Raw genomic sequence first — 13398 nt, 5'->3', positions numbered from 1 at the left:
TCAAAGTTGCAAAAGAGAAGATAGCAATGAGCGAAAGTCCGGGTGAATTGTGTCACCTGAGCCTTACCCTCGGCCAGCTCTCAACAATAAAGCAAAATCTTTTGCCAGGGCGGGCGTATAGCCAGCGAATCAGTTTGGCCCTGGCATTGCAGCTGGCGCAGATGAAGGTCGAGCGCGACTATTTCGATTGGGTGGTTGACCAACTCGATTTTTTGGAGGGCCTGTGCGTATCTTCTTGTGTAGTGGCCAGCACGCAGTTCAAGCATGCACCTCTGTTTCCGCTCTGGCATGCCCACTATTCAACGCCAAGCGATATCGCCAGAAACCTCCGCCAAAACATCACGGGCAAACAGGGGGCCCGCTGGCTTCACTCCCTTATCAACGAGGTGGCCACACAATGCGGAGAGAATCCTGATGTTTGGCCCGGTGTGCTAGCCCATCGCATGGTCATCGATGGTTACCGCCACCGCACCAGACAGGGTGAAAGTGCAACGATCCATGAGATGCCCCCCGGTGAACCGCGCGGACAAGGGCTCACCGGTGAATGGATCATCTATGGTAAGCATCAGGGAGAGAATTACTATTTATCCCTTGCTACGCATGCTGAAGCGGAGCCGGAACAAGTTGCCGATCTCTACGAGCGCTTGCAAGGCAGTTGCCAGGCAGAATTTCCGTTCTTGTTCTCTGCGGATAGCGGCGCGGGTTAATCCTGATCTCCCTCTATTCCATCCGTACTCCTTACGGGGTTGGTTATCGTGCTCAAAAACAATCTTCAGGAGCCTGTTGCGCCATGATTTCGCCTTCGACACATGGAGGCAAGTCTTAGCATAATGTCGCGCCCAGAAGGAGGCTTCTGAAAATAGCCGACCTCAACCATTTGACAGTGACTGCTAAACAATGAATAAGCTAAAATTATAAGTTTGCTGTTAACTGCAGGTGACTTCATGGCTAAACGTGCCATTATTCGGGTCGGTGATCTCACATCACACGGAGGCCAAGTTGTAGAAGGTTTTGAAACTCTAACTGTATATGGCAAGAAAGCTGCTGGCATCGGCCATCACGGCTTTTGTCCCTTGTGCAAGAGGCCTTTTGTGATTGTAGGCGGCGCGGAAAACTTCACCTACTTCGGTAAAAACGTCGCGCTGGAAGGCATGTATACCTCATGTGGCGCGCAGCTGATCGCCTCCCAGGGCGAGGCGACAGTGGACGACTCGGCGGGCAGTGGCGGTACCGCGTCGAGTGCTACAGCGCAAAGCGCCTCAAAGCGTATGTTGAGTCGCCCCGATTCGATGTTCAACGACAAATTCCAGCTACGTGATGAAGATGATCTGCCTCTGGCCAATGCCGAGTACACGATCTTCCGTGCCGATGGCAGCAAAGAAAGCGGCAAAACCGATGGCAGCGGCCATACGCATATGATTGACGACCACAAAGCCGCTGAAATCGTGGCCATCCATATCGGAGATTTCGATGACTGATACCGCCACACTGACCAGCGAGTCTGGCACGCCGTTGATCAAAGTTGCAGAGAAGACCACCACGCCCAGCGCCGACAACAAAGCCAAGGTTATCAAGGTAGACAAAAAGGCTGTTCGCAAAGCGCAGAACGAGGCGTATTTGGCTAATTCCAACGTGGCCGCATTCCTAAAAGCAATCGCCCAAGCCGAAGGTGGTGGATACGATTTCATGTATGGTGCGATCAAAGGCAAGAAGAACGACAAGTGGCGTTTTAGCGATTACTCTAAGCACCCTGGTCCCGGCTACGATGGCAAGACCAGTGCGGCGGGCATGTACCAAATCAACCTCGTAACGTGGCGCGATATGGGCGGACGGATGGGGCTGACAGACTTCTCTCCGCACACGCAAGATTTGATTGCAGTAGAAATTTTCAGAGCGCAGAAGGCTATTGAGGCGATTGTGGATGGTGATCTGGAAACAGCTTTGAGCCGTTGCTCCGGTCGATGGGCCGCACTCCCCCAAGGCAAAGGCAAGCCAGGACGATACAAACAGCCCTATGCCAAATATGAAGATTTTGCCGGTTACTACACTTCAAACGGGGGGACTATTAAATGAGACTAATTCTAGCCCTGCTAATGATGGCGAGTATTTCGGTCTATGCCGCTGATCAGGCCGATTCCTTCCTCAAGAAAGACCAGCCATTCAAGCCAGCACGAAAAACGGTGCTAGCGCATGGTTGGAAGCCCTTCAAAAATATGGATCCGAGCACTTTGATAGGTGTGGACAAGATGCTGTACCGTGCCGGGTATAAGGAGGTCTACTCTTGCGCCATGGATATTGGCGTCTGCATCCTCCAGTACAAAGACAAGAAAGGCCAATGTCTGTCGGTGTTCGTGAAGGGTGAGGAGCTAAAGGACATGGTTGTCAGTGATTGGAACAATCAGTGCCAGTAGGGTTAGGCTGCATTGGACAGAAGGGTAAGGCGAAGTGACCTTGCCGCTGGGGGGAAGGTCAGAAAGGGCATGTATGATGGCATTGAGTCGTGCAGCCAGAAATGCAGGCCTACAAACCAAAGAAGCCATGCAGAACAGGCGGTGCAAAACCGCACCGCCCGCCAACTGGACGTGTCCAAGCGTTTACTGTAAAATGCCACCTCACCTAGTGAGATAAGCCTCTGACTAAGTTAGGAAATTAATAAGGTGAGACCATCGCAGAGGCGGCCCATTTGAGTCGGGCTACATGCTTTGGTTATAGGTTGGAAGTTCCAAGCCACATTATTTTCCTTTCTAGTCGGTTCCACTCATCGACCTGAGTGTCTTGGTAGACATTAGTTGTAAATGAAGGCTCGAACGCGCCAAACGTTCGGGCCTTCGCCATTTTTAGCTCAAAACCCAACCCTGTCCGCGCAAATTTTTGAATTGCTTTCCAGCGGAAAGCATCTTAGATAGCCGCAGTTGCGGCTCCTCATAATTCATTTCAACATTCCCAGCAACAAGCGCTTCGTAAATTTCAGAAATGGACAAAGGCCGTGAAGCGCACTTCAACAAATCGCTCATAGCCGCAATCACCGGCTTCTGAGATTGCCGCTTTCGTGAAATTTCACCGGAAGTTTCCGCATTAACAGCAACGGAATCAGCTTCACTACCATCACTCACCCCAATCGCAGGAGCCATCATTGGATGGGCCACCCCCTCATTTTGAATAGAGAAAAGCACTTTAACTGTGGTGTCAAGTTCAGAAATTTGCACTTCAATCGATTGCATTTCACGCTCAATCTCAAGTCTTCTCATTTTGAGACTCTCAAAACTCGCAATCAACTCAGAGCGTTTGACTTCCAAAGCCTCAACAACAATCTGAATGTCCTGTGTTTTCCTCACGGAGCAGCCCATCCTTACGTCAAGATACGTAAATCATATCATTAAGGGAATTGAATCGCAACACTTGTGAAATATTGTGACAAAAAATTCGGGAACACATGAATGGCAAGAAGTCAGCGCTTTCTCGAATCTCAACTTCAAAAACCCAAGGTCGCAACAACAGAAAACAAGATAAAAGCCAGCTCAATAGCCTTCCGCGATGTAGCATACAAATGCTCGATGTTCAATCCATTTTGACGCTAATGTCGTCAGTCACACTGCGACTTCCAACGCTCATCTGTACTGGATGTAAGTTTCATCCCTCGTTTTACATCGCTATTTTCTCCTAGCCTACAGCGCTCCTTTGTATCCAGTAACGATTTACAACGATCTTTTGTACCAGATTAAAAATCCTGCCCGAAGAATTTTGAGCTTGCTCGACAAACCGGATCGCAGCAGAAAAGACGTCACCGAGCGCGGCAAGCCGCTCGGCCCCACCCGAGCACGCTCTACGAGTGGATTCAGCGATACGACGACAGCCACTTGCTGACTGCCCTACTGCTCGCACTCGTAGTAACAAAGGCTCAACCAAGTTCGCGCCGGAAATCGAAACCATAATCCAGGCGGTCGTTAAAAGCGCGTACCTAACCAAACAGCGCAAGTCGCAACAGAAGATCTGCGACGAAGTGCGTAAACGTTGCATAAATGCAGGTTTCGAACCACCGCACGACAACACTAATACGTAATCGCCGTCGGCGAACAAACGATAGCCAAGCGCAAGGGCCGCAAAACGCCTATTCGCCTATCGAAGGCAACTTCCCAGGCGCCTATGGACTCCTGGATATCGTCAGATCGATCACACGCCGCTGGACATCATCCTGGTGAATGACATCGACCGGCGCCCAGTTGGCCAGCCATGGAGCACACTCGCCATCGACGTATTCAGCCGGATGGTTGTCGTGTTCTACGTGCCGTTCGACCCGCCAGGCGCGCTATCTACTGGCCAGTACCTCGCCAACGCCATCCTTCCCAAGATAGCCTGGCTGGCCAAGCACGGCATCATGGGTGAATAGCCATGCTGGGGCGCCCCGACAAAGCTGCACATGGACAAATACCAAAGAGTTGCGCGGCGACATGCTGAAGCGTGCCAGCGACAAATACGGCTTTGATATCGAATGGCGCCCGGTGGTGCGCACCCATTTCGGCAGGCGCATCGAACGGCTGCTTGGCACTTTTGCCAAGGAGATCCATACCTTGCCGGGCACCACCTTTTCGAATACCCGAGAACGCGGAGACTACGGCTCAGAGAGCAAAGCAGCGATGAGTTGGACTCTTGGTTCAGAAGGAACCTGGGGATTGTGCTCTACACCACCAAACCAGTCTACCCTCCAGACTCGACCATCATCTGGAAACTCTCTGATCTTCGGTATTGCCCTTCGCATACCCGCCCCTTTCAGTAGCGATTAGCGATGTAGAGTACAAATTAGCGTTGTTCAGTCGCCATGAGCACTGGCATCGTCAGTCACGCCCCCGCGCCATGCGCCTGCACGTCGGCATGATAGCTGGAGCGCACCATGGCGCCGACCGCCGCATGCTTGAAGCCCATCGCATAGGCCTCGCGTTCGAACATGGCGAAGGTGTCGGGGTGCACATAACGCAACACCGGCAGATGGCCGTCGGACGGCTGCAGGTATTGGCCGATGGTCAGCATGTCGACGTTGTGCGCACGCAGGTCGCGCATCACTTCGAGGATTTCCTCGTCGGTTTCGCCAAGCCCCACCATCAGGCCGGATTTGGTCAACACATCCGGTTTTTTCGCCTTGTAGTCGCCGAGCAATTGCAGCGAATGGGCATAGTCGGCGCCCGGGCGGGCCTGCTTATAGAGGCGCGGCACGGTTTCCAGGTTGTGGTTCATCACGTCCGGCGGGGTTTGGCCGAGAATGTCGATAGCCATTTCCAGCCGACCGCGGAAGTCGGGCACCAGGGTTTCGATCTGCGTATCGGGCGACAGGCGGCGAACCTCGCGGATGCATTCGGCGAAGTGCTCGGCCCCGCCGTCGCGCAAGTCGTCGCGATCGACCGAGGTGACCACCACGTAGCGTAGGCGCATGGCCAACACCGACTCGGCCAGATGCAGCGGCTCGTTGGCATCGAGCGGATTGGGACGGCCGTGGCCGACGTCGCAGAACGGGCAGCGACGGGTGCAGATGTCGCCCATGACCATAAAGGTGGCGGTGCCCTTGCTGAAACACTCGCCAATGTTCGGACAGGTGGCCTCTTCGCAAACGGTATGCAGTTTCTGCGAGCGCAAGATGGCCTTGATCTCGTGGAAACGTTCGCCGGTGGGTAGCTTGGCGCGAATCCACTCGGGCTTCTTCAACTTCTGTTCCAGCGGCACCACCTTGATCGGGATGCGCGCGGTCTTGGCGGCGCCCTTCTGCTTGACGCCCGTCATGTCTTCCGGCTTCAAACCACTCTCCTCATCACACCGTCAGTTGTCGTTCCAGTTGCGGCAGCAGCCGTTCGGCCACTTGGCGCACCGACTCGTCCACACCGAGATCCTTCAAGTGCGTTACCCGCAAATTGGGGTAGCCGCAGGGGTTGATCCAGCCAAAAGGGGCCAGATCCATGTCCACATTCAACGATAGGCCGTGATACACGGCGCCGTTCTTGATGCGCAGACCGAGCGAGGCGACCTTGGCGCCATCGACATAAACACCCGGGGCATCGACATCGCCATTGGCCCGAATGCCGTATTCGGCCAGGGTGTCGATCACCGACTGTTCGAGCCGGCGCACCAGTTCGCGCACGCCAATATGCATGCGTTTGAAATCGACCAGCGGATAAACCACGAGTTGTCCCGGTCCATGATAGGTCACCTGCCCGCCACGATCGGTGCGCACCACCGGAATCGGCAGATCGGTACGCAACAGATGCTCGGTCTTGCCGGCCAGGCCGAGCGTATAGACCGGCGGATGTTCGAGCAGCCAGATTTCGTCCTGGGTTTCGGCATCGCGCGCCTCGGTGAGGGCTTTCATCGCATCCAGCGTCGGCGTGTACTCGACCAGCCCGAGGAACTTGATCTTGCGCGTCACTACAGCACCACCTTGACCATGTGGTGACTGGTCAGCGCCAAGTAAATGGTATCGAGCTGCTCGCGCGAAGTGGCGGTCACCGTCACGGTGAGCGACAGATAGCGGCCGGAGCTACTCTCGCGCAGCACCACGTCGTGCTGTGCCAGATCGGGCGCATGCACGCGCACCACCTCGAAAATGGTGGCGGCGAAGGTATCGTGCCGTTCGCCCATGATCTTGAGCGGAAAGCGGCAGGGGAATTCGAGGAGATCCTTGCTAGGCTGAGTCATTGCGTATTCTTTCACTTGCGGATCGGTCTGCCGCCCTTCACAGATGCGGGCATCCGGCCAGAGTGCAAGTTAGTGGTTCCGGGTAATGCGCCCAGCATTATACACCTAGCGTATGCCAAGCCGACAGCCGAGGCATGATGCATTGCAACAACCGGCTTCCGGTCACTATCCGATGCTGTTAATCTGCTGAGACAAAACGAGAAATATAGGACGAAGAGATATGAATCAAGATTACCTGGAGCGTATCCTGACCGCGCGCGTCTACGACGTGGCGGTCGAGACGCCGTTGGAAGAAGCGCCCAATCTATCGCGCCGCTGCGGCAACCGCATTTTGCTCAAGCGCGAAGATCTGCAGCCGGTGTTCTCCTTCAAGATCCGTGGCGCCTACAACAAGATGGCCAAGCTGACCCCGCAAGAGTTGGCGCGCGGTGTGATTACCGCCTCGGCAGGCAACCACGCTCAGGGTGTGGCGCTGTCGGCGCAAAAGCTGGGTTGCAAAGCCACCATTGTCATGCCCGTCACCACGCCGCAAATCAAAATCGACTCGGTACTGCAACGCGGCGGCCATGTCGTGCTGCACGGCGATTCGTTCTCCGACGCCTATCAGCACGCGGTCGAGCTGGAAAAAACCAGCGGCGCCACCTATATCCCGCCGTTCGACGACCCGGATGTGATCGCCGGCCAAGGCACGGTGGGCATGGAGATTCTGCGCCAGCACCCCGGCCCGATCGATGCCGTTTTCGTCGCCATCGGCGGCGGCGGCCTGGCGTCCGGCGTGGCGGCTTATATCAAGCGGCTCAAACCGGAAATCAAGATCATCGGCGTGCAGCCGGTCGATTCCGACGCCATGGATCAATCGATTCGCCAAGGGCAGCGCGTGGAATTGAAGGATGTTGGCCTGTTCGCCGACGGCGTGGCGGTCAAGTTGGTCGGCAAGGAGACCTTTCGTCTATGTCGCGAACTGCTCGATGAAATCATCCTGGTCGACACCGATGCGATCTGTGCCGCCATCAAGGACATTTTCGAGGATACGCGCTCGATCGCCGAGCCGGCCGGCGCCCTGGCGGTAGCTGGCGCCAAAACCTATGTCGAACGCGAGGGGGTCAGCGGCCAGACATTGGTGGCGATCAACTGCGGCGCCAATATGAACTTCGACCGTCTGCGCCACGTCTCGGAGCGTTCGGAGCTCGGCGAGCGGCGCGAGGCGATCATCGCCGTGGCCATTCCCGAACGGCCCGGCAGCTTCAAGAAATTCTGCAGTCTGGTCGGCAAGCGCAATATCACCGAGTTCAATTACCGCTATGCCGATGTCGATGTGGCGCATGTCTTCGTCGGCATCCAGATCACGAAGCGCGAGGATGTCTCCCAGCTATTGAGCGAGCTGGCGCAGGAGGGACTGGAGGGGATCGACCTGACCGACAACGAGTTGGCCAAGCTGCACATCCGCCACCTGGTCGGCGGCCATGCGCCCAGCCTACGCGACGAGCGAGTGATCCACTTCGAGTTTCCCGAACGCCCGGGCGCACTCATGCGCTTCCTGGAAGCGATGCGCACGGACTGGAACATCAGCCTGTTCCACTACCGCAATCACGGTGCGGACTACGGCCGGGTGCTGGTGGGCATTCAGGTACCGTCGCAAGATACGCAGGCGTTTCAGTCGTTTCTCGATCAGTTGGGCTACCCCTATATCGAGGAAACGGACAACCCGGCGTATAAGCTGTTCCTGGGCAAGACCGCCTGATCCGTGACTTGTGAGCCGGGAAGCGCGGGGAGTAGACTCTCCCGTTTCCCGTCTTCCGAGTCCTCCATCATGATCAAAGCAGTCTTGTTCGACCTGGACGGCACGCTGGCCGACACCGCGCTCGACCTCGGCTCGGCGCTCAACCGCCTGCTGACCGAGGAAGGGTTGCCGACGCAGCCGGATCATCTCATCCGCCCGATCGCTTCGCACGGCGCGCGCGCCTTGGTGGCACTCGGTTTCGGCATCACCCACGAGCATCCGGATTTCGAGGCGTTGCGCCAACGTTTCCTCGACCATTACGACGACAGTTTCGCCGATCGCACCTGTCTGTTCGAGGGAGTAAGCGAGCTCATCAGCGAGATCCACCGGCGCGGCCTGCCGTGGGGCATCATTACCAATAAGCCGATGCGCTTCACCGACCGGCTGATCCCCACGCTGCCCTTCCCGGTGGCGCCGCAGGTCGTGGTCAGCGGCGATACGGTCGGCGTGGCCAAACCCGACCCGCGCCCCATGCGCTACGCCAGCGAACGGATCGGACTCGATCCGACCGCCTGTCTGTACGTCGGCGATGCCGAGCGCGACATTCAGGCAGGTCGCAACGCCGGCATGCGCACCGTCTTGGCTGGCTGGGGCTATATCGCCGACAGCGACCGCCCGCAAGAATGGGGCGCCGACGTGCGTATCGAATCGCCGCTCGACCTGCTTCAACATCTCTAATTCCCTTGCCGGGGCGCGATGCGCCCCGCTTCCGCACAACCTTCCGGCCACCGCTTGTCAACCCGAGCGCGCTGGGCTATAGAGGTGATAGACCAAACCCAACGTCATTGTAGGCACAAAAACCTGTGCCAATGTACTTGGCCACCGCCAGGACGGCCAAGTGCGGTGCTGTGCCAACCCGGAAAGGTGCCGCGCATTTATGAAGCCCATGCTTGCGATGCCACAGGAACGCCACCCTTTCATTTCGACCGTGGCGACAACGCCGGGCGCACGCCGGTTGGCACTGGCGGTCACCTTGCTGTCGCTGGCGGTATTTCTGGCGTTGGTGCCATTCGCCAAGCTGCCGCTGGCCAAAGTCTGGCCCTTCATTCCCATCTATGAGTCGGCCCTGGTCGTCAACGACCTGATCACCGCGGTGCTATTGTTCGGCCAATTCGGCATCCTGCGTTTGCGCGGTCTGCTGCCATTGGCTTGCGGCTATCTGTTCACCGCCTGTATGGCCGTCTTCCACATGCTGAGTTTCCCCGGGCTGTTCGCGCCCACCGGACTACTGGGAGCCGGATCGCAGAGCACGGTTTGGTTGTACATGTTCTGGCACAGCGGTTTTCCGCTGGCGGTTCTCGCCTATGCCTGGCTCGGCACCGCACAGAACACCGCCATCGACAACACCCGCCCCATCGGGCGGCTGATGTTGGCCGGCATCGTCGCGACCGTCGCCATCGCAGCGGGCTTAGCGACACTGGCGACGCGCGGCCAAACCCTGCTACCGACTCTATTGCTCATTACACCGTACGGTGTCCAGTACACCTCTTTGCTACGACCGGTCGTGAGCTTCGCCCTGATTTCATGTTTGGCGACACTATTCTTGCTGGGACGACGGCGCGACCGCTCCCTGCTCGATCTGTGGCTGATGGTGGTGCTGTGCGTCTGGCTGTGCGACATCGCGCTATCGACCTATTTCAATGCCAAACGCTTCGACCTCGGCTTCTATGCGGGTCGCATCTATGGTCTGTTGGCGGCCAGCTTCGTGCTGATCATGCTGCTGCTCGAAAATGGCCTGCTGTATGCCAGGCTAAACGAAACGGCGGTCGCGTTGGCGCGCGCCAAGCAGCAGGCCGACGAAGCCACCCAGGCTAAATCGCTGTTCCTGGCCAATATGAGCCACGAAATCCGCACACCGATGAATGCGATCATCGGCTTGTCGCATCTGGTGCTGCGTACCGAACTGACGCCGATGCAACGAGATTATCTGTCCAAGATCCATCACGCCGGCACCTCGCTGCTGGGCATCATCAACGACATCCTGGACTTCTCCAAGGTCGAAGCCGGCAAGCTCGAACTGGAAGCGGTCGATTTCCGCCTCGACGACGTGCTCGACAACGTCACGATGCTGGTGGGCCAGAATGCGACCGACAAAGGGCTGGAGTTCCTGATCGATAGCGGCCGGGACGTAGAACAGGGCCTGATCGGCGACCCGCTCAGACTGGCACAGGTGCTGACCAACCTCGCCAACAACGCGATCAAATTCACCGAAAAAGGCTTCGTTGCGATCACCATCCGGCTGCGCGAACACGATGGCAGCAACGTCACGCTGGATTTCGAGGTGAGCGACACCGGCATCGGCATGACGACCGAGCAGATGCAGCGTCTGTTCCAGTCGTTCACCCAGGCGGATGAATCGATGACGCGCAGGTATGGCGGCACCGGCCTGGGCCTGACGATCGCCAAGCGGTTGGTCACCATGATGGGCGGCGACATCCAGGTCGCCTCCACACCCGACAAGGGCACCACGCTCAGCTTCCATGCCCGCTTCGGCATTTCCGGCGCCGGCGCCATGCACCGCAAGCCGCTGCCCGCCGAAATGCAGGGACTGCGCGCACTGGTGGTGGACGACCATGATTCGGCGCGCGCCATCCTGGCCGAGCAACTGCGTGGACTGGGATTCGACACCGAAGCCGTCGCATCGGGCGCAGAGGCATTGCACGCCATCCGCCAATCGACCGCCGCCCGCCCGTACAACTTGGCGCTGATCGACTGGATGATGCCCGAGCTTGACGGCATCGAAACCATTCGCCAGATCCAGGCCCTCGAATTGGCGCCGCATCTGATCATGGTGACCGCTTTCGGCCGCGATGAAGTCCGCACCCAAGCGGAACGGCTCGGCGTCGAGGCCTTTCTGGTCAAACCGGTCAGTCAATCGTCGCTGTTGGATGCCGTGCTGAACGTCTTCGGTTCCCCCTCCGGCGCCGCCGCCTCGCCGCAGACAGAAGCGGCGCTGCCCCATTTCGCCAACGCGCGGGTCTTGTTGGTGGAGGACAACGAAATCAACCGCATGATCGCGGTCGAACTGCTACAAAGCGCCGGCATCGCGGTAACGCTCGCCCACAATGGGCAAGAAGCGCTGACCAGACTGCAGTCGGGAAACACCGACGACTTCAACGCCGTGCTGATGGACGTGCAGATGCCGGTCATGGACGGCATCGAGGCCACGCGCCATTTGCGCGCCGATACGCGTTTCGCCCACCTGCCGATCATCGCCATGACGGCGCACGCACTGATCGACGAGCGCGACAGCTGCCTGAGCGCCGGCATGAACGACCATATCGCCAAGCCGATCGACCCCACCGTGCTCTATCGCACGCTGGCCCGCTGGCTGCCCATGCTGCACGAGCAGGAAGCCTGCCCGGATCTGAGCATCATTGCCGGGCTGGATCACGCCACAGGCCTTAAGCGCGTCGGCGGCAACAGAGAGCTATACCTCAAGCTGCTACGCGTCTTTTGCGAAGATGAAGCCGATTCCGCGCGCCAAGTGTCCCAGGCGCTCGCCACCGGCGACAAGGACACGGCGGCGCGCATCGCCCACACAGTCAAAGGTGTGGCCGGCAGCCTCGGATTGTCCGCGCTGCAGACCTCGGCCCAGCTCCTTGAGCGGCAGATCAAAGAGCATAACGAGGGGAAGGTGCCCGCACTGGAGCCATTCGAACGACAGCTCGACGAGGTTATCGATAAGTTGAAGCGAACCTTGGCCACATGACGCCACACGGCAAGCCTAAAATAAGATCGAAGCCGGTCATGTAAGAGGAACGAACACTATGACGCAGATGCCTGGAACGCCCAAGAATCAGACGATATTGATCGTCGACGACACCTCGATCAACCTGACCCTGATGAACGAGCTGCTGAAAGGGCAATACCGGACCCTCACCGCCAACAGTGGCGAGCAGGCGCTGCAAATCATGCAAAACGACACGCCGGACTTGATCCTGCTGGATGTCATGATGCCGGGCATAGGGGGACTCGAAGCCTGTCGCCAAATCAAGAACAACCCCAAAACCGCCGGCATCCCGGTCATCTTCCTGACGGCCAAGTCCGACATCGAGGACGAACAAATCGGCTTCATCACCGGCGCGGTCGACTACATCACCAAGCCGATCTCCCCCGCTATCGTGTTGGCTCGAATCAAGACCCACCTCAAGCTTAAAGCGATGAACGACTTCCTGTCGGATGCCAATGCCTTCCTCACCAGCGAAGTGGAGCGACGCACGCACGAGGTGCAGGTCATCCAGGACGTCACCATCATGGCCATGGCCACGCTGGCCGAAACGCGCGACAGCGATACGGGCCAGCACCTTCGCCGTACGCAGAACTATGTGCGTCGGCTGGCCCAGGCACTGCAATCGCACCCGCAATTCTGCGACGCGCTCACCGACGAAAACATCGAGCTGATCTACAAGTCCGCGCCGCTACACGACATCGGCAAGGTCGGCATTCCCGACCGCATCCTGCTCAAGCCCGGCAAGCTGACGCCCGAAGAGTTCGAGATCATGAAAAGCCATACCGTGATGGGACGCGACGCCATCGCCGCGGCGGAGAAGCTGCTCGACACGCCGAGCAGCTTTCTGCGCTTCGCCCGCGAAATCGCCCACCGGCACCAGGAAAAATGGGACGGCAGCGGTTATCCGGATGGTCTGAGCGGCAACGATATCCCGGTCGCCGCCAGGCTGATGGCGGTCGCCGACGTCTACGATGCCCTGATCTCTCGCCGCGTCTACAAACCGGCCTTCCCCCATGCCGACGCCGTAACGATGATACAGGCGCAAAGCGGCAAGCATTTCGACCCCGCGATGGTGGATGCCTTCGTGCGCATTGCCGACGATTTCCAGGAGATCGCTCAGCGTTTCAGCGATCCGGAAACATCAGATCGCGAACACGAGTAGCACCTTGAAAAAAAAGACTATATTTGCTTATCGTCGCCGGCCAAA

The 13398-nt window shown here is 57.8% G+C and carries 14 protein-coding genes; 10 read left to right on the top strand and 4 right to left on the bottom strand.

Translation table 11 applies throughout. The features are described 5' to 3' along the window. Positions 1–26: 26 nt before the first annotated feature. From DFP86_RS17515 to DFP86_RS17500, 4 genes are all read left to right on the top strand, one after another. Positions 27–707, top strand: a complete 681-nt coding sequence (locus DFP86_RS17515) for a hypothetical protein (protein WP_133683691.1) — start codon at positions 27–29, stop codon at positions 705–707. 237 nt (positions 708–944) lie between these two features. Further along, positions 945–1478 (top strand): PAAR domain-containing protein, encoded by a 534-nt coding sequence (locus DFP86_RS17510; protein ID WP_133683689.1) that lies wholly within the window; start codon positions 945–947, stop codon positions 1476–1478. Continuing rightward, positions 1471–2073: a glycoside hydrolase family 24 protein gene (locus DFP86_RS17505; RefSeq protein ID WP_208108382.1), complete on the top strand. Its 603-nt coding sequence runs from the start codon at positions 1471–1473 to the stop codon at positions 2071–2073. Before DFP86_RS17510 ends, DFP86_RS17505 begins: the two co-directional genes overlap by 8 nt. Then, positions 2070–2411, top strand: a complete 342-nt coding sequence (locus DFP86_RS17500; protein ID WP_133683687.1) for a hypothetical protein — start codon at positions 2070–2072, stop codon at positions 2409–2411. The genes DFP86_RS17505 and DFP86_RS17500 overlap by 4 nt, the downstream gene beginning before the upstream one ends. 426 nt (positions 2412–2837) lie before the next feature. On the opposite strand, the gene DFP86_RS17495 is transcribed toward DFP86_RS17500, so the two are convergent. Beyond that, positions 2838–3335: a hypothetical protein gene (locus DFP86_RS17495; RefSeq protein WP_133683685.1), complete on the bottom strand. Its 498-nt coding sequence runs from the start codon at positions 3333–3335 to the stop codon at positions 2838–2840. An 860-nt stretch (positions 3336–4195) separates the two neighbouring features. On the opposite strand from DFP86_RS17495, the gene DFP86_RS17490 reads away from it, so the two are divergent. Both DFP86_RS17490 and DFP86_RS17485 read left to right on the top strand, forming a co-directional pair. Beyond that, complete coding sequence (locus tag DFP86_RS17490) at positions 4196–4387, top strand: hypothetical protein (protein WP_133683684.1); 192 nt, start codon at positions 4196–4198, stop codon at positions 4385–4387. Positions 4388–4448: 61 nt separating this feature from the next. Continuing rightward, on the top strand, positions 4449–4781 hold the full coding sequence (locus tag DFP86_RS17485; protein WP_133683682.1) for a hypothetical protein: 333 nt from the start codon (positions 4449–4451) through the stop codon (positions 4779–4781). 55 nt (positions 4782–4836) lie between these two features. Here DFP86_RS17485 and lipA read toward each other — a convergent pair whose 3' ends face one another. Genes lipA through DFP86_RS17470 form a run of 3 tightly spaced genes read right to left on the bottom strand, consistent with a single transcriptional unit; the run spans position 4837 to position 6678 of the window. Continuing rightward, positions 4837–5769, bottom strand: a complete 933-nt coding sequence (gene lipA / locus DFP86_RS17480; protein ID WP_424991640.1) for a lipoyl synthase — start codon at positions 5767–5769, stop codon at positions 4837–4839. 28 nt (positions 5770–5797) lie between these two features. After that, positions 5798–6409 (bottom strand): lipoyl(octanoyl) transferase LipB, encoded by a 612-nt coding sequence (gene lipB / locus DFP86_RS17475; protein WP_133683678.1) that lies wholly within the window; start codon positions 6407–6409, stop codon positions 5798–5800. Beyond that, the gene (locus DFP86_RS17470) at positions 6409–6678 is read right to left on the bottom strand and encodes an HP0495 family protein (protein WP_133683676.1); all 270 of its coding nucleotides are present in this window, start codon (positions 6676–6678) and stop codon (positions 6409–6411) included. The genes lipB and DFP86_RS17470 overlap by 1 nt, the downstream gene beginning before the upstream one ends. Positions 6679–6898: 220 nt before the next feature. On the opposite strand from DFP86_RS17470, the gene ilvA reads away from it, so the two are divergent. The 4 genes from ilvA to DFP86_RS17450 all read left to right on the top strand — a co-directional run bounded on the left by ilvA (position 6899) and on the right by DFP86_RS17450 (position 13353). Then, positions 6899–8419: a threonine ammonia-lyase, biosynthetic gene (gene ilvA, locus DFP86_RS17465; RefSeq protein WP_133683674.1), complete on the top strand. Its 1521-nt coding sequence runs from the start codon at positions 6899–6901 to the stop codon at positions 8417–8419. A 69-nt stretch (positions 8420–8488) separates the two neighbouring features. Beyond that, positions 8489–9136, top strand: a complete 648-nt coding sequence (locus DFP86_RS17460) for an HAD family hydrolase (protein ID WP_133683673.1) — start codon at positions 8489–8491, stop codon at positions 9134–9136. A 199-nt stretch (positions 9137–9335) separates the two neighbouring features. Then, on the top strand, positions 9336–12170 hold the full coding sequence (locus DFP86_RS17455) for a hybrid sensor histidine kinase/response regulator (RefSeq protein WP_133683671.1): 2835 nt from the start codon (positions 9336–9338) through the stop codon (positions 12168–12170). Between the two features lie 58 nt (positions 12171–12228). Next, positions 12229–13353: a response regulator gene (locus DFP86_RS17450; RefSeq protein ID WP_133683669.1), complete on the top strand. Its 1125-nt coding sequence runs from the start codon at positions 12229–12231 to the stop codon at positions 13351–13353. Positions 13354–13398: the final 45 nt, after the last annotated feature.

The organism is Paludibacterium purpuratum (assembly GCF_004363805.1).
GTDB lineage: Bacteria > Pseudomonadota > Gammaproteobacteria > Burkholderiales > Chromobacteriaceae > Paludibacterium > Paludibacterium purpuratum.
The sequence above is the reverse complement of the archived record's forward strand: the minus strand, read 5'-3'. Positions and strand labels throughout refer to the sequence as shown.

Bases quoted from the DNA above. Each gene is read 5' to 3' on its own strand.
- DFP86_RS17515 (WP_133683691.1), top strand. From the start codon at position 27: ATGAGCGAAAGTCCGGGTGAATTGTGTCACCTGAGCCTTACCCTCGGC.
- ilvA (WP_133683674.1), top strand. From the start codon at position 6,899: ATGAATCAAGATTACCTGGAGCGTATCCTGACCGCGCGCGTCTACGAC.
- DFP86_RS17510 (WP_133683689.1), top strand. From the start codon at position 945: ATGGCTAAACGTGCCATTATTCGGGTCGGTGATCTCACATCACACGGA.
- DFP86_RS17485 (WP_133683682.1), top strand. From the start codon at position 4,449: ATGCTGAAGCGTGCCAGCGACAAATACGGCTTTGATATCGAATGGCGC.
- DFP86_RS17470 (WP_133683676.1), bottom strand. From the start codon at position 6,678: ATGACTCAGCCTAGCAAGGATCTCCTCGAATTCCCCTGCCGCTTTCCG.
- DFP86_RS17460 (WP_133683673.1), top strand. From the start codon at position 8,489: ATGATCAAAGCAGTCTTGTTCGACCTGGACGGCACGCTGGCCGACACC.
- DFP86_RS17455 (WP_133683671.1), top strand. From the start codon at position 9,336: ATGAAGCCCATGCTTGCGATGCCACAGGAACGCCACCCTTTCATTTCG.
- DFP86_RS17505 (WP_208108382.1), top strand. From the start codon at position 1,471: ATGACTGATACCGCCACACTGACCAGCGAGTCTGGCACGCCGTTGATC.
- lipA (WP_424991640.1), bottom strand. From the start codon at position 5,769: ATGACGGGCGTCAAGCAGAAGGGCGCCGCCAAGACCGCGCGCATCCCG.
- DFP86_RS17500 (WP_133683687.1), top strand. From the start codon at position 2,070: ATGAGACTAATTCTAGCCCTGCTAATGATGGCGAGTATTTCGGTCTAT.
- DFP86_RS17450 (WP_133683669.1), top strand. From the start codon at position 12,229: ATGACGCAGATGCCTGGAACGCCCAAGAATCAGACGATATTGATCGTC.